The sequence below is a fragment of the Aliinostoc maniaoense genome (assembly GCF_058172895.1).
The window spans coordinates 5790281-5813377 of sequence record NZ_CP187952.1; the positions used below are offsets into that span (position 1 = coordinate 5790281).

Below are 23097 nucleotides of genomic sequence, written 5' to 3' on the forward strand. Positions count from 1 at the left end.
TTGGTGTTAATAACAATACTTTTCAAACATCCTCTTACGCCTAACACACCCTACATCTATTCATATTTTTTTATAAATTAAAAATGCGATCGCTCTTTAGATACTGACAGTAACTCAAGTGTTTTAAAAAACAAGTTCCTTGTGTAATTTAAACTAATTTAAGCACAATTTCACAGGTAAAATTTATAGGGTTTTAATTAAAAAATGCCAAATCAATACAAATCATTCTAACGGTAGATGACAAATTTTAGTAAACTATATGAGTAAAGTAAAAAAATGAGCAAAACTAGATCAGGTCGCAAAACTCAACATGATAAATTTTCCAACCACTGTTATTATTGTTGACAATTTATCAGAAGACCGTAGCATCTATCATCGTTTACTGGAACAGCAGGAGCGATACCAATATAAAATTATCGAATTTGCATCAGGAAAAGCTGCTTTAGAATATTGTCAACAAGGTATACCCGATATCATCCTGTTAGGGTTAAATTTACAAGATACAACCGGAATAGATTTCCTCACAAAACTGAAGCAGCAAAGCGGTAAAACCAATATTCCCGCCATTATGGTTTCACAATTTGTAGATGAAACTGTTGTAGTCAACGCCATGAAGAATGGCGCGCAAGACTATTTAATCAAAAACAAAATTACTTGTGAAGCCCTAAATCGTGCTTGTCAAACAGTTATAGAAAAATTCCGCTTGATGCAGCAAATAGAGCAGCAGCAAGAACAGCAACGCTTAATTGCGGATATTGCATTACGCATTCATCAGTCCTTGAGTTTGGAGAATGTATTAGAGACAGTGGTTGAAGAAGTTCGTCATCTTTTTCAGACTGATAGAGTGCTTGTCTACCAGTTTGCAGAAGATATGAGCGGTAAAGTGGTGGCAGAATCAGTCCTACCACAATGGAAGACTTTAGTCGATGTTCATTGTCGAGATACTTATCTATGTGAACATGGACTCAAGGAATTTTATTTAGGTAAACAGATTATAGTTTCTAATATTTATACAGTTGGATATTCTGAATGTCATGTGCAAATGTTAGAAGAGTTTCAAGTCAAAGCCAAGGTAATCATTCCGATTTTTTTATCCTCTCAGCAATCAGAACTAGAGGTTAATTGTAGAACAACTAATCACAAGAATTGTATATGGGGTTTATTGATAGCGCATCAATGTTCTAGTGTGCGCGAATGGCAACAATCAGAAATAGAATTATTACAACAACTCTCAGTGCAATTAGCGATCGCCATTCAACAAGTAGAATTATACCAGAATTTGCAACATCTCAACGCCCAGCTAGAAGCTAAAGTCCAGACGCGGACAGCCGAGTTAGCCAAAAGTGAACAGAAATTCCGGGCGATTTTTGAGCAAACTGTGCAGTTTGTAGGGCTTTTAACTCCAGACGGTACAATTTTAGAATTTAATCAAGCGTATTTAGATTATGTTAAAACCCCCCGCGCTCAGGTGATGGGAAGGCTATTTTGGGACTCATTCTCCTGTCCCCATAGCCAAAACTTAAAACATGATTTACAAACTGCTATTTTACAAGCATCTCAAGGAGAGTTCATCAGGTCTGAGTTGAACATAACTCATAGCAATGGTAGAACTACAACCTTAGATTTTTCCATCAAACCGATCTTTGATGAAACTGGAGAAGTTATCTTACTACTATCAGAAGGTCGAGATATCACAGAACGTAAACAAACAGAAACAGCATTGCAACAACTTAATCAATCATTAGAACATCGAGTAAAAGAGCGTACCCTTGATTTAGAGCAAGCTAACACCAAACTGCTCATAGAAATTAGCCAGCGTCAAAGAGTAGAAGATGAATTACGTCAAACTGAAATAGCACTGCGAGAAAAAAACGCGCTTTTACAGGCAATTATTGAATCTGCCCCCGTAGCAATTACTATGGTGAATGCTGACGGTGATATCATTCTGTGGAATCCAATGGCAGAAAGGATTTTTGGTTACACTGCCACACAGGTGCTAAACCAACCTATATGGATGTTTCTTGAAGACGAGGAAGAACAACTCCAGAGTTTTGTACAGAAAACTTTAGCTCATAACCCATTGAATCAACTCGAAACTCATATCAACTGCAAACATCACTGTGTGGATATCAGTCTTTCTACAGCTTTAGTTAGGCATGGTAGCGATAATTTTATTGGTGTGATGGCTATTATCGAAGATATCACCGAACGCAAACAAGCGGAAATGAAAATGTTGCAATTACAGCAGCGTTTAGAGTTTTTACTAATTTCTAGTCCGGGAGCAATTTATACTAGCAAAGCCACGGATGACTACCAAGCTACTTTTATCAGCGAAAATGTCGAAGCTTTATTTGGCTATCAATCTTCACAATACATCACCGATGAGCAATTTTGGTTCAGTCGTATTCATCCTGAAGATCAAGCCCTAGTCATCGATAAATTAGAAGAAATGAACTTTACAGGGGAAGCTGATCTAGAATATCGTTTTTTAGATCAGACGGGCAATTATCGTTGGGTGTATGATCGGGCAAAACTCATACAAGATGAACAGGGAAATCCGGTAGAATTGATTGGCTACTGGTTGGATATTAGCGATCGCAAACAAGCACAGTTAGAAGTAATTCATCATCGTGATTTGCGCGAAGCCATTTTCAATGAATCTGCTGATGCCATTTTCTTGGTAGACAATGATACCCATTTAATTTTTGATTGTAATAGTCGGGCAGTGGAGTTGTTTGAGGCCACAAGTAAAGAACAACTCCTGAATATAGAGGGCAACACACTCCATAGATATCAATTTACTCCCCAACAGTGGGCGGAAGCTCACGAAGAATTAAAAAAACAATCGTTTCTCACCCAAGAAATTGAATATATCACCCGCAAAGGCAATATCTTTTGGGGCAATTTCGCCGCTAAACAAATTCATGTAGCTGGCAGGGTAATCATTTTAGTGCGAGTCACAGACATTAGCGATCGCAAACACACCATAGAACAAATTCAGCGATCGCTCGAAGAAAAAGAAACATTACTTAAAGAAATTCACCACCGAGTTAAGAATAATTTGCAAATTATCTCTAGCTTACTGAGGATGCAATCTCGAAGAACTGATGATCAAATTACTTCTATGCTGTTTCAAGAATCCCAAAATCGTGTGCAATCAATGGCATTAATTCATGAACAATTGTATCAATCACCAGAGCTTTCGCAAATCGACTTTGGCGACTATATTCGCTCTCTGACAGATAATTTATTCCGTTGCTACGGAGTCAGTCAAAGAAAGATTCTCCTCGACATACAAACCAATGGCATTAAATTGACTCTTGACACTGCTATTCCTTGTGGACTAATAATTAACGAATTAGTTTCTAATTCTTTAAAATACGCCTTTCCTGACCCAAAAAAGGGTAAAATAGCTATTTCACTGACAAAATCTCCAGAAAATCAACTAAAGTTGATAGTTAAAGATACGGGTATTGGGATTCCCCAGTTATTAGATTGGCAAAACACTGACTCTCTGGGATTGCGGATTGTTAAAAATCTCACCAGACAAATTAAAGGCAAAATTATCTTAGAGCGTGAGCAAGGTACTACCTTCTGCGTTCACTTTTTGCAAACCCCCGATAAATTATAAATCTAATCTCACAAAAATATTCATCATGAATCCTATTCGTATCTTAATAGTTGAAGATGAGCAACTAGTAGCTGATGACCTCAGAGAAACTCTCGAATATCTGGGATATATTGTTTGTGATTTAGTAGCTTCAGGCGAACAAGCCATATTAAAAGCCGAAATATTACAGCCTGATTTAGTGTTAATGGACATTAGATTAGAAGGTGAAGTTGATGGTATTGAAGCCTCTTTTGAAATTCAGTCTCGCTTTAATTTACCAGTGGTTTACTTAACAGCTAATGCTGATCGAGCTACCTTAGAGAGAGCTAAAGCTTCACACCCTTTTGGCTATATTTTAAAACCATTTGATGAAAGAATATTAGGCACTACAATCGAAATTGCCCTATCCCGACACCAGGCAGAAATAGAAGTTAAAAAAGCCTTAGTTGTAGCTAGAACTGAGCAACAAATTGCTGAAGCTGAAAATCAGAAAACATCGCAAAATTTATATATAGCTGTCCATGAATTTCGTAACCCAATAACTACCATTAAGCTAAGTGCAGAAATGTTAAAAGCTTATGGTGATCAAATGTCAGAGCAAAGGAAACAAAACCATATCAACCGCATTGAATCTGCCACAGATAGCTTAACCAACCTGTTAGAAAACATCTTAACATTAGGCAAATCCGAATCTGAAAACCTTGTATTTAATCCTCAACCCCTAGATGTAGTTAATTTTTGTGAAGAAATAGTAGAATCTTTGCAATTATCTGTTAAAAAACAATATCACATCCTCTTTTCAGTCGATGGTAGTCATCGAATGGCCAATCTCGATGAGCAACTACTGTGGCATTTAGTCAACAATCTACTAGCTAATGCAATTAAGTATTCTCCAGTAGGTAGTAAAATATTGTTCAAGTTAATCTGGGAAGAAAACATTCTTTGTTTTCAAATCACAGATCAGGGTATAGGCATTCCACCAGAATCTCAAGCTAAACTATTTGAACCTTTTCAACGGGCTAGTAACGTTGGCAATATTCCAGGTACAGGATTAGGTTTAGCGATTGTCAAGCGATGTACCCAATTACATGGAGGTACAATATACTTTGATAGTGCTGTAGGTAAAGGCACAACATTTACAGTCAGGCTACCCTGGAAAGTAAACAGTTTATCTAGAATTTCTCCATAACAGCAGCTGGAATAATATATATTGATGATGACCAAGCGATCGCTCCAGGCTTCAGAGGATGGCATTAAAAAAGCCAAACGTGTTTTTAATCGAAAAAGATTGACACAAGAATCTCTAGCAAGTCAAATTGGTATAGACAGCCGTCAACCAATTTGGAAGTTTTTTACTGGCAAGCCAATTGACCGTCGCATCTTCAATGAAATATGCTTTTTTTTAGAGTTAAGTCCAGAAGAGATTGTTCAACCATTAGATGACGAATCAGAACCAGAACTAGCACCCCAAAAAAACCTCAAGCATGAAAACTCTGATGATATTGTTACTTTAGTTAACAAAGTCCGTGCGGCTCACTCTGAGAAAATTCAAAACCAATGCAGCACTCTGAGGTTGCTAGATGTTGGTAGAATTGTCAAATTAGATGAACTATATGTTGATGTCAACATTGTAGAAGAAATTACCAGCCAAAGATGGTTAAATATTGCAGATTTAAACATCTTCGAGAACAAATTTTCTGCTAAGATTAGCAAAAATCAAATTACTGGTTTACAAGCAATTGAAAAATTTTCTAAATTGCTAGTAGTAGGAAAACCAGGATCAGGAAAAACCACTTTTTTACAATCGGTAGCTATCCTCTGTAACTGCGGCAAGTTCCAAAAACAGCGTATCCCAGTTTTTATTAGCCTGAAAGATTTGGCAGAAAAGATTAAATTTAATGAGGAAAATATCTTATGTAATTATTTAATTCAAGAATTTAGTTATGATAAAATTGACTCTCAAGAATTACAAAAATTACTGGATGAAGGCAGAGTAATAATTCTCCTAGATGGCTTGGATGAAGTCACTGACAAACATATTGATCAAGTCAATAAGATTATTGATCAATTTTCAGAAATTTATTATAAAAATATCATAGTTATCACTGCACGTATTGCATCAGTGCATTATAAATTTAAAGGATTTGCCGAAGTAGAAATTGCTGATTTTACTAAATCACAAATTACAGATTTCGCCCATAAATGGTTTACAGCTTTTAGCCAAAATCTTCCTCACAAAGAACCGAAACCAGCAGCTAAATTTCTTGAAAAACTCACACTCCCAGAAAATCGTCTGATTCAAGAACTAGCAACTACACCTCTATTATTAAATCTCACTTGTTTAGTATTCCAATATTTAGGAGACTTTCCCAATAAACGCTCAGAAATTTATCGGCAAGGCTTAGAATTATTACTCGTGCGTTGGGATGAAGCCAGAGGTGTTAAAAGAGATGAAGTTTATCGAAATTTAACCTTATCTCAAAAAATTAAATTGCTAAGTTCCATAGCAGCAATTTTCTTTGACACAGGAGAATACTTTTTTGAAGAACAAAAAATTTGCCAATTAATAGCTGATTATCTCTGCCTTTTACCTCATGCGCCCACAGACATAGAAGATTTACAACTAGATAGTAAAAGTGTTCTCAAAGCCATTGAAGTACAACATGGATTGTTAGTAGAACAAGCCAGAGGTATTTATTCTTTTTCTCACTTAACTTTTCATGAATACTTTACCGCCAGAAAATTCGTTGCTAGTAGTGAACCAACAACATTAGAAACAATCGTCAATTATTTATCTGAACCTCGCTGGCGGGAAGTGATTATGCTCACCAGTGAAATGTTAGTTTCTGGGGATCACTTGTTTCAATTAATGAAGCAGAAAGTTGACGAATTAGCTACGAATGATCACATATTTCAGGAGTTTCTCAATTGGGTGCAAGAGAAATCCTTAACAATTAGTACAAATTATCATCCGGCTGCTGTACGTGCTTTTTACTTTACCCTTGCTCTACCTGCTGATTATTCTTTATCACGTAATCAAACCTTAGCTATCATTTTAGATAGTCATTTTGCTGGTAAATTATCTAATGATTTAGCGTTAGATTTGGCTCTTATCCATAGTCTTGCTGTGACTACCGCCTTGACACCAGAAATTTTTTGCAAACGTATTTCAGCGTTAAAAATAGCTCTAGATATTGAGTATTTACTGCCAGAGGATTCATCGTTAGGTAAATCTCTGCAAATTTTACAAGATGAATTACCAGATGCAAACCAAGAAAGGAAAGTGTTAAGACTCTGGTGGCAAACTCACGGTGAATCCTGGACTAGACATTTAAAAAATTTGCTGATAACTCACCGTCAAATTGGTTATGATTGGCAATTCAATGAGCAACATTTACAGTTAACTCAACAATATTGGGATGCCAATAGTTTATTAATATCTTGTCTGAGTACAGCCACTAATGTTAGTCCACAGTTACGAAATTTTATTGAAGAAAGTTTATTTCTACCTGCAAAAACAGCTACGGTGTACACACAAGTCAAATAAGTAATGAGTAATGAGTAATGAGTAATGAGTATTAGATGTAGGTTGGGTTGAGGAACGAAACCCAACATAAATATCGAAAATTTAACATAGATGCTGGTGTTGGGTTTCCTCGCGTCAACCCAACCTACGCCTAATCCATCATTTTAGGTTTGTTAGTATTAGATGTAGGTTGGGTTGAGGAACGAAACCCAACATAAATATCGAAAATTTAACATAGATGCTGGTGTTGGGTTTCCTCGCGTCAACCCAACCTACGCCTAATCCATCATTTTAGGTTTGTTAGTCCAGTAGGGTGTGTTAGGCGTAAGCCGTAACGCACCGAAAATTTTGGGAAGTCACCTACTCTTGCTGCTAACAAAACGCGAATCTTGAAATAGCCTTATACCAATTCTCTATGAAGTTGCGCCAAATAAATGATGTAGAGACGTTGCATGCAACGTCTCTACAGTACAGAATAAAGTGCATCTATGGCTACGCCAGGCAAGCTACATCAAGAAACGGTATTACTCATCAAGTTAGTTAACAGTTAATAATCAACTATCAATACGAAAAGTATAAAATAGTTACTAACTTATAGAAAATTTGATATGTATATTGAAAAATAGGGGAGAAAAGAATCTTATCGTTAGAGAACTTCAGCCATTTGATTGATAAGGAGAAGAAATTTAAGTATAGAGGAATTTCAGTAACTTTTACAACTTGTGTTATAAAACTTAAATCAGTAAACAGTCAATCAATTTTGGATTTTGAATTTTAGATTCAATCTGGCAATCCAAAATTTAAAACCTAAAATTCAGAGGGTCAATAGATTGTCACCAATTGCTGTGGTGCTTGAGCCTTGTATTTAAAAGTTATAGTTCAATGTCTTGATGAAATGCGATCGCATTCTTATTTCTGATTTATGACTCATCACTCTCCCCTGACTATCCTGGTAATTGATGATTGTGCCGAAGATCGGCAAATATATCGTTACTTTTTGCAGCAAGACAAGCTGTCTAGATATAACATTGCGGAGTTTGAGACAGTAACAGAGGCGATGGTATGGTGTGAACAAAATACAGCAGATGTGATTTTGCTGGATTATTTATTACCTGATGCCGATGGACTAGAGTGTCTGGAAACATTAAATCAATATCTCAACATCAGTCAATCCCCAGTGATTATGCTCACAGGGCAAGGAGATGAAAGCATCGCTGTGCGCGCCATGAAAAGCGGTGTCTACGATTACTTGGTGAAAAATTATCTCACCCCGGAAGTTCTGCAAGGTGCAATCCATCATGCCTTAGAGCGAGTACATCTAACTCGACAGCTAGAACAAAGTCGGCAACAGCAACAATTAATGCACGCGATCGCATTACAGATTCATCAGTCGCTAAAATTAGCAGAAATTTTGGACGTTACCGCCACACAAGTACGCCAATTTCTGCGGGTAGATCGGGTAGTAATCTATCAATTTCAGCCCAATATGAGTGGTAGTGTCGTAGCCGAATCAATACTTCCAGGGTGGACAGTGGCGATGGGAGTAGAACTTGAGGATAATTGCTTTGCACAATATGACCAATGGAGTAAACGCGCTATTGCAGATGTTGAGCAAGCAGGTTTAACAGAGTGTTATTTAGAGTTACTAGCACGATTTGAAGTTAAAGCCGTTCTTTCTGTCCCCATTTTCGTCAAAAATCAAATATGGGGATTATTAATAGCCCATCAATGTACTGCACCCCGTCAGTGGCAATCATTTGAACTGAGCTTATTAGATCAACTAGCTCTACAAATAGCGATCGCCATTCAGCAAGCTAGTGCCTACGAACAACTACAAGCAGAACTCCAAGAACGCAAACGAGTAGAAGCAAGCCTCAGAGAAAGCGAACACAGATTTCGCCAGATGGCAGACACTGCCCCTGTGCTGATTTGGATGTCTGGAGTAGATAAAGTTTGCCAATACTTCAATAAAACTTGGTTGGACTTTACTGGCAAAACTCTAGAACAAGAGAAAGACGATGGTTGGGCTAAAGGAGTGCATCCCGATGACTTGTCCCGTTGTTTAGAGATTTATTTGAGTGCCTTTGATGCTCGCCAAAAATTTCAAATGGAATATCGCCTCAAACGTTTTGATGGTGAATATCGCTGGATTTTAGATACAGGCACTCCCCGCTTTACCAGTGAAGGGCAGTTTCTGGGTTATATCGGCTCGTGCATAGATATTAGCGATCGCAAGCACACAGAGCAAGCCCTGATTCAGAACGAGGAGCGTTTAAATATGGCTCTTGATGCTGCGGATATGGGTAACTGGGAGTGGAAAATCCCCACAGGAGAAATTCATTGGTCGCCTAGCTTGGAAAAATTATTTGGTATCAATCCAGGCAACTTCAATGGCCAGTATGAAACTGTGGTGGCAATGATGCACCCAGATGACCGCCACAGGGTTTTACAAGCTATTAATCGTGCTGTCTATGAGAAACAAGATTACAACATCGAATTTCGTTTTATTAAACAGGATGGTACAGTACGGTGGGCTTTGGGGAAAGGTCGTGTTTTTTATGACCAACAGGGTAATCCCCTAAAAATGAGTGGCGTTGATGTGGACATTACCGAACGCAAACAAGCAGAAATGGCTCTGCAATCAAGTGAAGCTCGTTTTCAGGCCTTCATGAATCATAGTCCCGCCCTAGCTTGGATTACTAATCAACAGGCTCAAATCGTCTATATGAGCCAGACTTATTTTCAGATTATCGAACTTCCCGGTGAAAAAGTAGAGGATGTGATTGGTAAGTCAGCTTTTGAAGTCTATCCCCCAGAAATTGCCCAGCCGATAGTAGATAATATTTACCAGGTTGTCAAAACTCAGCAAAGCCTCAAAACGATTGAACAAGCTCCCAAGCGAGACGGCACACTAGGAGAATTTTTAGTTTATAAGTTCCCTCTACCGCAAACCAACGGACAATTCCTAGTGGGTGGGGTGGCAGTTGATATTACCGACAAAGTGCGTGCAGAACAAGCTCTGCAACAACTCAATCAAGAGCTAGAAGCCAGAGTAGCAGAACGGACAGCAACTTTACAAGCTAGAGAAGCTCAGTTGTTAACCTTGATGAATCTGCAACAAGCAATTTTAGAATGTACTGATTATGCAATTATTTCTCTCGATTCCCAAGGTATTATCCAAACTTTTAATACAGCTGCCCAAAGAATGTTGGGTTATACAGCAGATGAAGTGGTTGGTAAGTTGACACCACTGATATTTCATGATCCAGAAGAACTTAAAACTCAAGCAAACAGACTCTCACAACAATTAGGGCGGGAAATTCCCCCAGACATAAAATTCTTTCCCATCGCTGCCGAAACAGATAGTAATTATGAGCAAGAATGGACATACATTCGTCAAGATGGTACGCGTTTTCCCGTATTGCTCTCAGTAAAAATTCTCTCTAACTTACAAGGAGAAGCCATTGGCTGTTTAGGCATTGCCAAAGATATCACCCAGCAAAAACAAAGAGATAGACAATTCCGCAAGAATGCCGCCAACCTCGCCGCCGCCCAGCGCATTGCTCATCTCGGTAGTTGGGAATTTGATTTAAATACCCAAGAAATTATTTGGTCAGAAGAAGTTTTTCGGATCTTTGGACGTGATTTGTCCTCTGGTACACCCAGCTATGAAGAATTACTCCAGTTCACCCATCCAGAAGATCGGCAAACTTTTGACTCTGCCGTCCAAGAAGCGATCGCCAAGGGAGACTCTTACCAACTAGAATACCGATACTATGGTCTAGATGGCAGTTTGCTCTATTTACTAGCACGGGGAGAAGTTGTCTTAGATCAACATGGCAAACCTTTACGCTTATTCGGTATTATTCAGGATATTACCGAACGCAAACAAGTAGAAGCGGCACTGCGGCAAAGCGAACACCGCTATGCCACCTTAGCAGAAGCCTCTCCTGTAGCTATTCTGCGATTTGATACTGCTGGTAACTGCATCTACGTCAACGAGCGTTGGTCAGAAATGACAGGTAGACCCACACAAGCCGCCTTGGGCAAGGGTTGGGTGGAAGCTTTACATCCAGAAGATCGGGATCATTTAGTATTTCTCTTTTGTTGTTTGCAATTTACCCAGTGGATGGAGAGCTTACATCTACAAGAAAACTCTCATCTGCTTGTGGAATGGTCAAAATCCTTTAAACAAAGAGGATTTTTCCGCAGGGAAGGCCGATTAGTCCATTCAGATGGAAGCATTATCTGGGTTTATTGTCAAGCACTACCAGAAACTAACCCCAGTGGTACGATTATCGGTCATGTCGGTACATTAACCGATATCAGCGATCGCAAACAATTTGAGTTAGAAGTTATTCAAAATCGGGATTTGCGAGAAGCAATCTTTAATGAATCCGCCGATGCCATTTTCTTAGTAGATGCCAACACTCAACTCATTTTTGACTGTAATCGTCGAGCGGTTGAGTTATTTGAAGCCACTAACAAACAAGAATTAATCAATATTGATGGTCATACCCTGCAACGTCATCAATTTACCCCCCAGGAATTAGCAGCAATCACACAGGAATTAAATCAACAATCTTGTTGGAGTCAAGAAATCGAATATTTCACCTGCAAAGGCAATCTATTTTGGGGGAATTTAGCCGCTAAACAAATTACTGTAGCTGGTAAAGTGATTAACTTAGTGCGGGTGAGTGATATTAGCGATCGCAAGAAAACTATAGAACAAATTCAGCGTTCCTTAGACGAGAAAGAGACATTACTCAAAGAAATTCATCATCGTGTTAAAAACAATCTGCAAATTATCTCCAGTTTACTGAGAATGCAAAGTAGACGCTCTGTTGATCAAGGAACTTTGATGTTATTTCAAGAGTCGCAAAACCGTGTGCAATCAATGGCTTTGATTCATGAACACTTATATCAATCGCCAGATATTTCTCAAATCGATTTTGGGGATTACATCCGCAGTTTGACAGATAATTTATTTCGGAGTTACGGCATCAGTCAAAGAAAAATTAAGCTCAACATAGAAACTAATAACATCAAATTAACTCTTGATCATGCCATTCCCTGTGGACTAATGATTAATGAATTAGTTTCTAATTCCTTGAAATACGCATTTCCCGAACAACAGCAAGGGGATATTATAATTTCTCTAGAAGAAGTTCCAGAAAATCAACTAGTTTTAATTGTCAAAGATAATGGTATTGGTATTCCCGAAACCTTAGATTGGGAAAATACCAACTCTTTAGGTTTAAGAATCGTCAAAAATCTCACCAGACAACTAAAAGGTAATATGATCTTAAAGCGCGATCGCGGTACAATTTTTTATATTTATTTTGCCCAGTGAACAATTAATACCAATTCTCCAAAATCAACCTACACATAGACGGCAGGGGGCAGGGGAAGAATGAGCTGTAGCCGGGATTTAGAGAAATGGTATAACTGATAACTGTTCACTGTTCACTGTTAATTAAGCTGCTCGTTGCTCAGTTAGCACTTGATAAGCATAGTTGAAATCATCGGTAGTAATTTTGATTTCCGTGGGATCTGTGAGTCCTTGAGAGCGAAAACGGCGAATTGCTTCTACAGCCGCTTGATTGCTCAGTAAAGTTAAATCTGCACCATTCCAATCTTTGGTCATCTCTGCCCAATAGGCCAAATCCACATCTTGCAGTGGTCTGCCTTGACAATGAACTTGCAAAATTGCCAACCGACTGGCTAAATCTGGTAAATCGACTTTCATCTGTAAATCCAAGCGTCCGGCTCGTAATAAAGCTGGGTCAAGGGCATCAGGTCGATTAGTCGCCCCAATTACTAAGATGGTGCTTCCTGTCTCTACACCGTCTAACTCAGTTAACAATTGTCCCACAACGCGATCGCTAACTCCCGAATCACCACTAAAACTACCTCTAGCTGGGGCTAGGGTATCAATTTCATCAATAAAAACTACACAAGGTTCAGCTTGACGCGCCTTCGCAAATAGTTCTCGGACGGCTTGCTCACTCGCACCTACCCAACGACTGAGTAATTCCGGGCCATTGACACCAATAAAATTGGCTCTGGCTTGGGAAGCAACGGCTTTGGCTAACAAAGTTTTGCCTGTTCCCGGAGGCCCCCACAACAAAATGCCTTTGGGTGCTAGGGCTTTTGTTTGCAGATATAATTCTGGATACAATAACGCCCCTTCCACTGATTCCCGTAGGGTTTGTTTAATGTTATCTAAACCGCCAATATCTTCCCAAGCAATTTGAGGAACTTCTACTTCCACACTCCGCAACACGGCTGGTTTAATGTCTTTGAGGGCTTGTAAAAAGTCAGCTTGGCTAACGGTCATATTTTCGGGAATTTCTCCTTCAATGGAAGGAATTTGACGGCGTAGCGCAGTATATGCTGCCTTTTGACAGACTGCTTTCAAGTCAGCCCCTACAAATCCTACCGCCCTTTCTGCGATCGCATCTAGATCAACTGTCTCTTCTAAAGGCATGGCACGGGTGAGAATTTGCAGAATTTCTCTGCGCCCTTTGACATCGGGAACGCGAAACTGTACTTCTCGGTCAAATCTGCCTGGACGACGCAAAGCCGGGTCAAGATGGTCAGGACGGTTAGTAGCAGCCAAAACAATCACACCTTGACTGTGAGAAAAACCATCCATCAAGCTCAATAGTTGAGCAACCAGGCGTTTTTCAACTTCCCCTTCCACCGCACTCCGGTCTGGAGCTAAACTATCAATTTCATCAATAAAGATGATACAAGGAGCATTCTTGGCAGCTTTCTCAAAAATACCCCGCAGCCTTTGTTCCGCTTCCCCGTAATATTTACTAATGACTTCTGGCCCTACCAAGGCAATATAATTAACTCCCAGTTCTTCAGCTAAAGCCCGCGCCGTCAGGGTTTTACCAGTTCCAGGGGGGCCAACTAACAACACGCCCCTTGTAGCTTCCAATCCCAATTTTGCCAATAAATCAGGACGCTTTAAGGGGATAGCAATCAATTCTTTGAGTTCCTTGAGAACCTCACCTAGTCCCCCCACATCTTTGAGAGCATCATCAGAGGGGGTATCAGGTGGTGGTACAACCTCAGCGTCTCCCCCACCACCACTACTAGGATTAGAAGTAGGTTGAGTACGGAAACGACTTGTACCAACATCGTTACCCATATTATTAGGACGTGGTATACCCCCACTACGAGGGATACCACTCATCGGACGGGAGTTAATCTGGACATCGGTTTTAATTTCTCCCTTCTCAATTTTGTCTTCTAAAGTTTTGACTAATTCTAATAATTGCTCAAATCCCTTGAAAAGTTCACTCATACAATTACTCCAAAAATTATTTTGCTTTTGTCATCTTCATCGTTTATTTGCAGTTAATTCCTCAACTTCAAATAAAAGATTAGCTGCCCCTTGAATCCGCGCGATCGGTTCAACAGAACGCGGTAATCCGGGTAAGTGAATAATCGTTTGTTCTGGAAATAAACTGCCATCAATTTCTACCTCTTGACTGTAGCGATTCTGCACTACATAACGCTGGTTAACTCCCATTTTTTTCAGAGATGCTGTTAAGCGTATGTGTTCAGATATAATTGCTGCTTCCGACTGAATGACACCAATAAATTGAGTATGTTGAGGATTTTTCAGTTTCTTTTGTGCCTGTACAACTTGTTGGCGTAAGTGCCGCAATCGCCCAATAAAATCAACTCTCCCTAAGACATCTTGATATTTAATCCACAATTTAAATATCCAAGATAACCAATCCCCTAAAGCTGAGGGCATTTCTAAAAATCGCAACAAATGACCTGTCGGCGCAGTATCTAAAATAATTAAATCTTGTTGGTTACTATCTAATAAATCCATCACAGTTACTAGGGATAACATTTCATCAATCCCTGGTAAAGCTTGAGACATAATTTGCCGCCATGCTTCTGGCACATAGGCAACATTTATGGTTGTATCTGTTTGCGAACCTTCACCGCTAATCATATCTGCTAACTCCCACAGATAATCTGCACGGAATTGTTCTAACACTCGATTAGCATCAATTTCTTGCCCACTTAAATTAGATGCTAAATCTACAGGTTCATGTCCAAATTCTTTACCAAAAGCATCACCTAAAGAATGGGCTGGATCTATAGAAATTACTCGAATTTTTTTATCTGGATGTTGTTGAGCAGCAGCCCAAGCAATGGCGGCTGATACTGTTGTTTTGCCTACTCCTCCCTTACCACCAACAATAATTAATTGACATCCTTCGTTAATAAAATCACTAAAACTCGGTAAAACTTTATTTGGCCATTCAATTTTAGGTGCGGGAGCAAGTTCCACACTATCAATTTTTTGGATTTGGGAGGCTAGAGCATCTAAAGATACCCCACCCAAGGGTTCTACTCGCTGTTGAGGAATAATAAAAACAGGTTGGTTAGCAACAAGTTGTAAATATTTATGCAGCAGATTTTGTTGTTCAGCATAACGATCTGGTTCAATATCTGCATTGGTTAAGATTCGATTGATAAATAAACCAGCATAAGGTACTTCTAGGGTTTCTAAACTATTAATGAACCGCTCAGTTTCTAAAAAACACATCGGTTCAGAAATACCCACGACTAAACAACCGGTAAAGCTTTCATCTTGCAGTAGTCGTCTACCTTCTGCAAGTTGAGTTTTCATTTCTACTAAAAAGTTATCGACTTCATCAGCAGTATAAGTTCCTGTAAAGCTTTTGGTAATTACCCGATGCTTTTCTTGGAACAATTCTAAGGAATTTAAAATAACATCTAAGAAATCTTTTAACCGCAACAGATTTAATGTATGTCCAGAAGGGGCCATGTCTACAATTACACGATCTACTTCTTTTTCAGCTAGCAGGCGTTGGATTTCTAATAAACCCATCAATTCATTTAAACCAGGCCAGTCTAAATCCCAAACCGGGGCTAAATCGTCTCCATCTGCTAAACTACCCCGCTCAACTAATAATTCTAAAAAGTTGCTATATTTAGCTTTAAATTCTAACAACAATTTTTGAGCATCCAAGGCTTGAATGCTCAAATTTGGTAAATCACCTAATGATGAAGCAATATCAGTAACTTCTGAAAGTAATACATCTCCTAAAGAATGGGCAGGATCTGTAGAAATTAAGCGAATTTTTTCTTCAGGAAACCTTCTAGCCCAGTAACGAGCAAAACTGCAAGAAAGGGTAGTTTTACCAACCCCTCCTTTGCCGCTAAACATAACTAGATGTAGTGAATCGTAGTGGTTCATAATTAAGTTAATAGTTAAATAAAGTGATAAGGGGGCAGCGATTCTCCCAAGGTTAAATTCCAATGTGGGCAATATTGTTGCCAAGATAAAATTCTGTCTAAAAGTAAGGCTTTATCATGAGAGTTGACTAAAAGATAAATCCTGACTTCTTCTGCTTGCTGTTGAATAATTACAGAGGATTGATAAATTTCTGTGATCAGATTAATTAGGTGAGATTTTTCCTCATTTTGAGCAATGCTAAAGTTTTTTTGATTTTCATATTGTTGCTTTTTGGCTAAAAAATAATCTCTCCCACTGCCTACAGATAGCTTTTCTGGCTCTGCCAATACTTGGGGGATAAGTTTTAATGTATATTCGTGTTTATCTTGAATATTTTCTAGTTTTTCTAAATATTCCTGACTGTGATTATCTAGATAATTGAGCAAGCTGTCTTGGGAACTAAAATTAGTGCCAAAGCGCAAAGGTAAAATTGTCGTTTGGCGAAATATATCACAAATAACGCGATCGTGAGTTAAAGCCATTTTGATGATTTGCTCATCATTGTTTTGGGATGAATCTAAGGAGATTTCTGGTTCAACAATAGCTGAAATATAAGCACCATTAATTAATTCTACTGGTCTGATGTTACCTTGGGGTAAATTCAAAGTAACGTCAGGAGTTTTGAGAAAAGCGTAAGTGTAAAAATTTGGCGATCGCATCATATCAAATACAAAAAAATTGAACTTATCAACCCTAGAACTGAGATGACATATTTTGTCATAAAACTAAAAATTATGGTACTTTTAATCAAAGTATTTACAATGTTAAAATCTTAGTTATAATACTATCAATTATTCAGGTATCTTCAATGAAGAAAATACGTAATCGCGGAGCAATTAGACCTAAAATTACAACGATGCCTCGCAGTAAATCTGAGTCATCTAATCAATTAGAACTTTATAAATTAGTCACAGAACAACAAAGAATCAAACAAGAGTTGAATTTTATTGAGCAGCGTACTGTGCTACTTAAGCAACGCTTAATTACACTTAAAACCCAAATAGAAGACACAGAAAGAAATATTCATCACTTACGTAACTCTGATTCACAAATCTCTATGATGACGCGTCCAAAAACAGTTTTTGATGCTCATAATTACCAAGCTTTTGATATTGAATATTAAGCGGGTTGTGCTTAATTCATGCAACTATTCAAATTAAACTTGAACCCGCAGATGCGGGTTTTTAGTTGTTTAATTTCACTATGTAATAAATGCAGTTTTTCTCCTCAGCTTTAATTAGGAATTATGATTAAGGTGATAAAACTAAATTACCATTATCCTCATACTCGCTTCTAAACCGGGGTTGCTCTTGGTAAATTTCATTCACTTCAGATTCGGAAATCAACACAGGCTCAATCACAAAATCCTCTAGTTCATCTGCTTCTGCTTCTGATTCCGACTCAACACGTAATTCTTCTTCTAAAGCTTGGATTCTCAACAACAGTTCTTCTTCTTGTTCCTCAAAGTCTTCTTCAGAAATTTCGCCCATATCAAATGATAATTGCAGACTTAATAATTGTTTATGCAGATTTTCTTGGGCATCAAATTCAGTATTAGTCCGCTCTTGAATTTGTTCTCCAATCCACACCAGCCCGCTAATTGGCCCCATTACTGGAAATAGTAATATTTTTCCAAGCATAATCTTAACTCCTATTCAGAAATTTGAGCAAATGTATAAGGTGCAGTAAAATTGTTGTAACGAATACGTAAGCGATCGCCAAATTTTTGATCAATCACTTCCACTCGCTCACTAAATATAGACTCGTTATCCCAAGGAATCAGAAAAGCAGCATTGTAAATCATGTCTTCTGTCATTGGCTCACTTTCAATTACCTCACTGGCTAGAGGTTTGAGTTCATTAAAAAAAACTTGAATTACAGATTGTTTACGTGCTGCTAAATTACTTTCAATTAACTGCCCAATATGAATTACCTCCTCCATACTTAACGCCTTGCCTTCCATTTGATCACGCTGCTGCTTTAAGTCTGGATTAGATTCCATCATTGCTTGTAATTCAGCTTTGGTATCCCAAAAAATTTTGACGCTGACTTCTCGTGTTCCATTCAATTTTTGAAACAAATCTTGTAATTTATCTTTATATGGTTGGATAAGTTGTGTAATTACTGCATCCCAATTTTTTACAACTAATCCAAATCGCAAAGGTAACAAGGTGCGGAAACCTTTTTCCATTGCTTGTTCTAGAACTTTTTCATGGCTGATTAAATTACGACGAGAAGCTAAATATTTTTCTTTTTTGGCTTCTGAATACAAAAAAGTAAAGCCATCAACTACTTGACTATAAACAGGTTGAGCATCCAATCCATCAATCGCAATAGTTGCTGGGATGGAATCAGGAAAAATACCGTATAGATAAAAACCAAAACTCATAACTATCAAAAATGTCTACATCAATTACAACGGTTGTGAGGTTAAAACTAACTGCAATTTCGCATGAATAAGATCGATTTGAGCTAGACCTAAATCTATTTCCCCATCCACAACAATTCCCGTATTTAAAAGACGGTCTAATAGTTCTAGTACTGAAGGTTGAGTTCCCGGTTGACCAGGGTAATAAGAGCCGGGTGAGGGTAAAAGAGTCCCAACATCTCCTAAATTGATATTTAAATCGGCTGGGTCAATCTCAAAAATCTCACACAAATTTAAAACTTGTGCCTCTAACTTTTGTAAGCTTTCTGCGGCTCGCTCTAATTCAGATTCACTCAAGCATTCCTGTTCCATGCGGCGAATGACTTGCGCTTCCATCAGCTGACGGACAAGTTCCACTACAGTCAAAAGTAGAGGAACTAAACCCGCCTGGCTATTAGCTTTAGACGTGGTAGGTGGCAAATTAGGAGAGTTTTCAACTGGAGTACAAACAATTGTCATGATGCCATCTACCTTTTCTAAATTTCTTGAACCGGACTATTTACCTCATCTATTGGCTGGCAATCATTATCAGTATTAGCTGCTAACTGAATGGGTTCTTTAACGTTGGCAGAGGTGAGTAAACGTAACTGTGTTTCTAAACTTTCCAGCCGTTGCTGAAGTTGCTGGTTTTCCTCAATTAAATGTTGAGATTTGCTACTGAGATAGGGGTCATTTTCCCACCAATTTATTCCCATCTCACGGGCTTTATCAACGGAAGAAATTAACAAGCGAATGCGAATATGTAGCAGTTCAGTTGAGGCAATAGATACAGAAATATCTCCAGCAATTACAATTCCTTTATCTAAAACCCGTTCGAGAATATCCGCTAAGGTAGAACCTTGCGTAGATGTGGAAATAGCTCGACTGGCGTTAGTTTGAGGACGTGTTGGCTGTAAGGGTGTAGTAGTCACGATTAATTAGACTCTTCAATGGAATTTACATTATGGTTAATCACTAAACCTTTTTGCGTGATAGACTCAGGCTTTTCTTCAGTTAGTTGTTGTGAACTTTCAGAATGGCCATTACTTAAGGAATCATCTGCCACTGTGTCATCTGATGTCACATTGTGACGTGATTCGTCTATTGCTTGTATATGTAGGTGGTTGAGTAATTCTAAGAAAATTGTTGTTGCTTCGCTAGCAGACCAATTAGTGCGATTAAATAGCACATCTGCACAAATTTCTCTAAAATCGGAATTTTCTGGTAATACTAAAATCTCGTGTTCAGCACATACTTTAGCAATCATCAAACAAGAGCGCAAACCGGAGGTTTTTTCTCCACCTGTACCAAGGCGAAATGCTTTAACTAATCGCACGATTAACCGGGCATCATCTCTAGAAATGTTGGTTTTATGAACTAGTATCTCAATTTGAGTTAGTTCATCCGGTTCTGGCATATTAATTGTTACCAACCTATCCATCAAAGCATCTTGAGTTGAATGAACTCCGCAGTATTCTTCGGGATTGGAGGTGAAAATAGCCCGAAATTGGGGATTAACGTGGAGATATTCTGGTTGGTTGCTGCTGGGAGGAAGAGTGAGAATTTTTTCTTCTAAGGCTGATAGTAAGACGTTATTTACTTCCGGTCGGGAACGATTAAATTCGTCGTATACTAAAGTGAAACCTTCTCGACAAGCTAAAGTTAGTCTTGAATCAACCCAAGTTTGTTTCAGTTCATCCTCTACTTTGAGAACGCTGTGAATGTAGTTATCCATTAACTTTTTATGGGTGTAACCTGATTCACTGCCAATCAAATCAGAACTTTTAAACTCGTCATCTCCAAAAATTAACATGATTGGTCTATCTAGACAGTTAGCCAGGTGCATCGCTAAGGTTGTTTTACCTGTACCGGCTGGGCCGCGTAAATGAATAGCAAAACCTGATGTAAGATAACGCAATGCCCGAATTGCTATCTGCTCAATTGCTGGCGTAACGACAAATTGGCCAGGACGAACACGAAGAACAGCTCTTTTCTTATTATTTGTGGTGAGGGTCATAGATTATGATGACAAGAAAAAATAGTATTTCTAGAAAAAATCCAGATGCTTAGATACAATTTGTAACTTGATATGTTATTCTAGATATACAAACCGTAAATAAACATCTATTACTACTTAACTCCTTTAACATATAGGAGTTAATTGTTGTTACCTACAAAAAACGAGTTGAAGGGTAAAGTCTTAAGTTTAATCAACTGCTTGCATTCAATTCCGTAATAGCGTAGGATATGTAAAGTTTTACATTAAAACTCATTGTTGAATTTGCCCCCTGGTCTGACCAGTTTTCATACTGGAAGATTAGGGGGTTTTACTATTTAGCTTTAGCCGAGTCAACACATTGACTATTGTTTGGGAGTGTTGACTAAATACTAAAATGTGCCGAAAACGCTAGTAAATAAATCTTGACGGAATTGACGCAGATTTTTTCTTTGCGCTTTAGCTTGCTCTGTTCTGTCCTTTGCCGTTTCAGTCAAAAAGTCATGGGTTGTTTGTTCCAGATTTTTGTGAAACTGATGCAAAAACTTGGCTTGTGCTTGTGCTTGTGCAAATCTTGCTTTAGCTGTTTCATCTAGAAAATCTTGAGTTGTGTACTCAAGTTCTTCATGAAACATACGCAGCTCTTGAGCTTGCTTTTTAGCTTGCTCTTGTCTGTTTGCTGTGGTGGCGGCCAAGAATTCATGAGTCTCTCTAGATAGTTGAGCTACTTCCTCAGCTATTGACTGATGCTCTTGGCGGATTCTTTGCATTAAAGCCGTCATGAGGTTCTCCGCAATGTGATTACAAGCGTGAATTAACTACATTTACTGGATAATTAATATCCAGCAAATGCAGTTCCAAGAATATCTGCTGTTTTCGTTTTCTCCTGTAATTATCAGGAGTAGCGAATCAAAGCAGAATATACATGAGAATTACAAACTTAGTAATTCTGCTTTTCTAGAATCTACTTAATAATTAAGCAGGCATTGCGGCGGACTGAGTTAAACCTACAGCTTCTGCATATTTCAAGTAGGTTTCAACAGACGCGATAACGATACGAGCTTCAATTGCCAGCAATTCAATACCAACTAAAGAAACACGTACCCAAGCATCTACAACGATACCTTTGTCTAAGATGCGGTCAATAACTTCTGCCAAGCTGGAGGAAGAATTGGTTTTTTCAACTGCCATATTTTTGTACCTTAACTCATTGTTGTTTTGAACTGTGTCTGGATGAAGGTAGAAAATCAGAATTACTTAATAGTGAATTATGATTTTCTAGAATCTACTTAATAATTATTAAGCAGGCATTGCGGCGGACTGAGTAAGACCTACAGCTTCTGCATATTTCAAGTAGGTTTCAACAGACGCGATAACGATGCGAGCTTCAATTGCCAGCAATTCAATACCAACTAGAGAAACACGTACCCAAGCATCTACAACGATACCTTTGTCTAAAATCCGGTCAATAACTTCTGCCAAGCTGGAGGAGGAATTAGTTTTTTCAACAGCCATGTTTTTACACCTTAACTCATTGTTGATTCTTAGTATTAGCTAGACATTTGCCTGAGCTTCTTACTGCATTCATATTAGACATTGCTCTTCAGTAATGTAAAGACTTTGACAGGAGAAAAAGTGTAAAGAAATGCAAAAATAGCAAATGTTTAACTCCCAAAATCTAGCTGATTGTTTGATTTGTATGTGTTAAAAAGTCATTTATGTAAAAAATGTCAGTTTTAGTGTTGTAATTTGTTTGATTTGTTGTTTTTCGTGTAAGTTTATTTGTTTGAAAACATATTATATCTACATATAATTAAATTGATCAAATTAAGTAATACTACGGTTACTAAAAGTTTGGCAACATAACATAGGATATTTTCAAGAATTATCTTTGTAAAAAAATCATGTCTATGGAAGCTACTTCTGATCCTATAAGACAGGGAGCGTTAGCAGGATTAATTGCTACATTTGTAGATCAAGGACATCCACCTCAATACGCTCAGGTGATGGCAACTTCGATTATTTTTCAGACAGACTTAGATTTAAGGAATGCTCAAATTGCTAGTCTGTTAAATTGGTTAAAACAGGAAAATGAAAATATTTATAAATCTGCTCTAACTGTAGTAGAAAAAACTCGTGAGGAATTTGAACGTCGGGTTCAACACGGTTAAGTCGATCTACTCTCTTGAGGAATGGGATGATATTTTGCAGAATAATTCAGCAGTCAGAATTGATCGCTGAATTTTTTCTTGATGGCTGA

At 38.2% G+C, this 23097-nt stretch carries 17 protein-coding genes; 6 read left to right on the forward strand and 11 right to left on the reverse strand.

Going from position 1 to position 23097, the window contains the following annotated elements; genetic code table 11:
• Nucleotides 1-310: 310 nt before the first annotated feature.
• From ACPZ3T_RS25355 to ACPZ3T_RS25370, 4 genes are all read left to right on the forward strand, one after another.
• A complete protein-coding gene (locus ACPZ3T_RS25355; RefSeq protein ID WP_490272204.1) occupies nt 311-3631 on the forward strand; it encodes a PAS domain S-box protein in 3321 nt (1106 codons plus the stop codon).
• A gap of 25 nt (nt 3632-3656) precedes the next feature.
• A complete protein-coding gene (locus ACPZ3T_RS25360; protein WP_490272205.1) occupies nt 3657-4799 on the forward strand; it encodes a hybrid sensor histidine kinase/response regulator in 1143 nt (380 codons plus the stop codon).
• Between the two features lie 24 nt (nt 4800-4823).
• Nucleotides 4824-7157: an NACHT C-terminal helical domain 2-containing protein gene (locus tag ACPZ3T_RS25365; RefSeq protein ID WP_490277367.1), complete on the forward strand. Its 2334-nt coding sequence runs from the start codon at nt 4824-4826 to the stop codon at nt 7155-7157.
• A 901-nt stretch (nt 7158-8058) separates the two neighbouring features.
• Nucleotides 8059-12489, forward strand: a complete 4431-nt coding sequence (locus ACPZ3T_RS25370) for a PAS domain S-box protein (protein WP_490272206.1) — start codon at nt 8059-8061, stop codon at nt 12487-12489.
• Between the two features lie 123 nt (nt 12490-12612).
• On the opposite strand, the gene ACPZ3T_RS25375 is transcribed toward ACPZ3T_RS25370, so the two are convergent.
• From ACPZ3T_RS25375 to ACPZ3T_RS25385, 3 genes are read right to left on the reverse strand one after another with little or no spacing between them, the layout of a single operon-like run.
• Nucleotides 12613-14454 (reverse strand): AAA family ATPase, encoded by a 1842-nt coding sequence (locus ACPZ3T_RS25375; RefSeq protein ID WP_490272207.1) that lies wholly within the window; start codon nt 14452-14454, stop codon nt 12613-12615.
• A 36-nt stretch (nt 14455-14490) separates the two neighbouring features.
• Nucleotides 14491-16395, reverse strand: a complete 1905-nt coding sequence (locus tag ACPZ3T_RS25380) for an ArsA family ATPase (protein WP_490272208.1) — start codon at nt 16393-16395, stop codon at nt 14491-14493.
• A gap of 14 nt (nt 16396-16409) precedes the next feature.
• A complete protein-coding gene (locus tag ACPZ3T_RS25385) occupies nt 16410-17096 on the reverse strand; it encodes a GvpL/GvpF family gas vesicle protein (RefSeq protein ID WP_490272209.1) in 687 nt (228 codons plus the stop codon).
• 146 nt (nt 17097-17242) lie between these two features.
• Between ACPZ3T_RS25385 and ACPZ3T_RS25390 the strand changes: the two genes are divergently transcribed.
• Nucleotides 17243-17557, forward strand: coding sequence for a gas vesicle protein (locus ACPZ3T_RS25390; protein ID WP_490272210.1), 315 nt, complete (start codon nt 17243-17245; stop codon nt 17555-17557).
• Between the two features lie 127 nt (nt 17558-17684).
• On the opposite strand, the gene ACPZ3T_RS25395 is transcribed toward ACPZ3T_RS25390, so the two are convergent.
• The 8 genes from ACPZ3T_RS25395 to gvpA (ACPZ3T_RS25430) all read right to left on the reverse strand — a co-directional run bounded on the left by ACPZ3T_RS25395 (nt 17685) and on the right by gvpA (ACPZ3T_RS25430) (nt 22352).
• Complete coding sequence (locus ACPZ3T_RS25395) at nt 17685-18074, reverse strand: gas vesicle protein GvpG (RefSeq protein WP_490272211.1); 390 nt, start codon at nt 18072-18074, stop codon at nt 17685-17687.
• A gap of 11 nt (nt 18075-18085) precedes the next feature.
• Nucleotides 18086-18823 carry a gas vesicle protein GvpF gene (gene gvpF, locus ACPZ3T_RS25400; protein WP_490272212.1) on the reverse strand — a complete coding sequence of 246 codons (738 nt, stop codon included), beginning with the start codon at nt 18821-18823 and terminating at the stop codon, nt 18086-18088.
• A 24-nt stretch (nt 18824-18847) separates the two neighbouring features.
• Complete coding sequence (locus tag ACPZ3T_RS25405; RefSeq protein WP_490277368.1) at nt 18848-19315, reverse strand: gas vesicle protein K; 468 nt, start codon at nt 19313-19315, stop codon at nt 18848-18850.
• A 23-nt stretch (nt 19316-19338) separates the two neighbouring features.
• Nucleotides 19339-19773 carry a gas vesicle protein gene (locus tag ACPZ3T_RS25410; RefSeq protein ID WP_490272213.1) on the reverse strand — a complete coding sequence of 145 codons (435 nt, stop codon included), beginning with the start codon at nt 19771-19773 and terminating at the stop codon, nt 19339-19341.
• 2 nt (nt 19774-19775) lie between these two features.
• The gene (gene gvpN / locus ACPZ3T_RS25415; RefSeq protein WP_490272214.1) at nt 19776-20858 is read right to left on the reverse strand and encodes a gas vesicle protein GvpN; all 1083 of its coding nucleotides are present in this window, start codon (nt 20856-20858) and stop codon (nt 19776-19778) included.
• Nucleotides 20859-21229: 371 nt separating this feature from the next.
• Nucleotides 21230-21619: a gas vesicle protein GvpC gene (gene gvpC / locus ACPZ3T_RS25420; RefSeq protein ID WP_490272215.1), complete on the reverse strand. Its 390-nt coding sequence runs from the start codon at nt 21617-21619 to the stop codon at nt 21230-21232.
• A 193-nt stretch (nt 21620-21812) separates the two neighbouring features.
• Nucleotides 21813-22028 carry a gas vesicle structural protein GvpA gene (gvpA, locus tag ACPZ3T_RS25425; RefSeq protein ID WP_010996411.1) on the reverse strand — a complete coding sequence of 72 codons (216 nt, stop codon included), beginning with the start codon at nt 22026-22028 and terminating at the stop codon, nt 21813-21815.
• Nucleotides 22029-22136: 108 nt separating this feature from the next.
• Nucleotides 22137-22352 (reverse strand): gas vesicle structural protein GvpA, encoded by a 216-nt coding sequence (gene gvpA / locus ACPZ3T_RS25430; RefSeq protein WP_010996411.1) that lies wholly within the window; start codon nt 22350-22352, stop codon nt 22137-22139.
• A 389-nt stretch (nt 22353-22741) separates the two neighbouring features.
• On the opposite strand from gvpA (ACPZ3T_RS25430), the gene ACPZ3T_RS25435 reads away from it, so the two are divergent.
• Nucleotides 22742-23008 carry a hypothetical protein gene (locus ACPZ3T_RS25435; protein ID WP_490272216.1) on the forward strand — a complete coding sequence of 89 codons (267 nt, stop codon included), beginning with the start codon at nt 22742-22744 and terminating at the stop codon, nt 23006-23008.
• Nucleotides 23009-23097: the final 89 nt, after the last annotated feature.

Bases quoted from the DNA above. Each gene is read 5' to 3' on its own strand.
- ACPZ3T_RS25355 (WP_490272204.1), top strand. From the start codon at position 311: ATGATAAATTTTCCAACCACTGTTATTATTGTTGACAATTTATCAGAA.
- ACPZ3T_RS25360 (WP_490272205.1), top strand. From the start codon at position 3,657: ATGAATCCTATTCGTATCTTAATAGTTGAAGATGAGCAACTAGTAGCT.
- ACPZ3T_RS25365 (WP_490277367.1), top strand. From the start codon at position 4,824: ATGATGACCAAGCGATCGCTCCAGGCTTCAGAGGATGGCATTAAAAAA.
- ACPZ3T_RS25370 (WP_490272206.1), top strand. From the start codon at position 8,059: ATGACTCATCACTCTCCCCTGACTATCCTGGTAATTGATGATTGTGCC.
- ACPZ3T_RS25375 (WP_490272207.1), bottom strand. From the start codon at position 14,454: ATGAGTGAACTTTTCAAGGGATTTGAGCAATTATTAGAATTAGTCAAA.
- ACPZ3T_RS25380 (WP_490272208.1), bottom strand. From the start codon at position 16,395: ATGAACCACTACGATTCACTACATCTAGTTATGTTTAGCGGCAAAGGA.
- ACPZ3T_RS25385 (WP_490272209.1), bottom strand. From the start codon at position 17,096: ATGATGCGATCGCCAAATTTTTACACTTACGCTTTTCTCAAAACTCCT.
- ACPZ3T_RS25390 (WP_490272210.1), top strand. From the start codon at position 17,243: ATGAAGAAAATACGTAATCGCGGAGCAATTAGACCTAAAATTACAACG.
- ACPZ3T_RS25395 (WP_490272211.1), bottom strand. From the start codon at position 18,074: ATGCTTGGAAAAATATTACTATTTCCAGTAATGGGGCCAATTAGCGGG.
- gvpF (WP_490272212.1), bottom strand. From the start codon at position 18,823: ATGAGTTTTGGTTTTTATCTATACGGTATTTTTCCTGATTCCATCCCA.
- gvpN (WP_490272214.1), bottom strand. From the start codon at position 20,858: ATGACCCTCACCACAAATAATAAGAAAAGAGCTGTTCTTCGTGTTCGT.
- gvpC (WP_490272215.1), bottom strand. From the start codon at position 21,619: ATGACGGCTTTAATGCAAAGAATCCGCCAAGAGCATCAGTCAATAGCT.
- gvpA (WP_010996411.1), bottom strand. From the start codon at position 22,028: ATGGCAGTTGAAAAAACCAATTCTTCCTCCAGCTTGGCAGAAGTTATT.
- gvpA (WP_010996411.1), bottom strand. From the start codon at position 22,352: ATGGCTGTTGAAAAAACTAATTCCTCCTCCAGCTTGGCAGAAGTTATT.
- ACPZ3T_RS25435 (WP_490272216.1), top strand. From the start codon at position 22,742: ATGTCTATGGAAGCTACTTCTGATCCTATAAGACAGGGAGCGTTAGCA.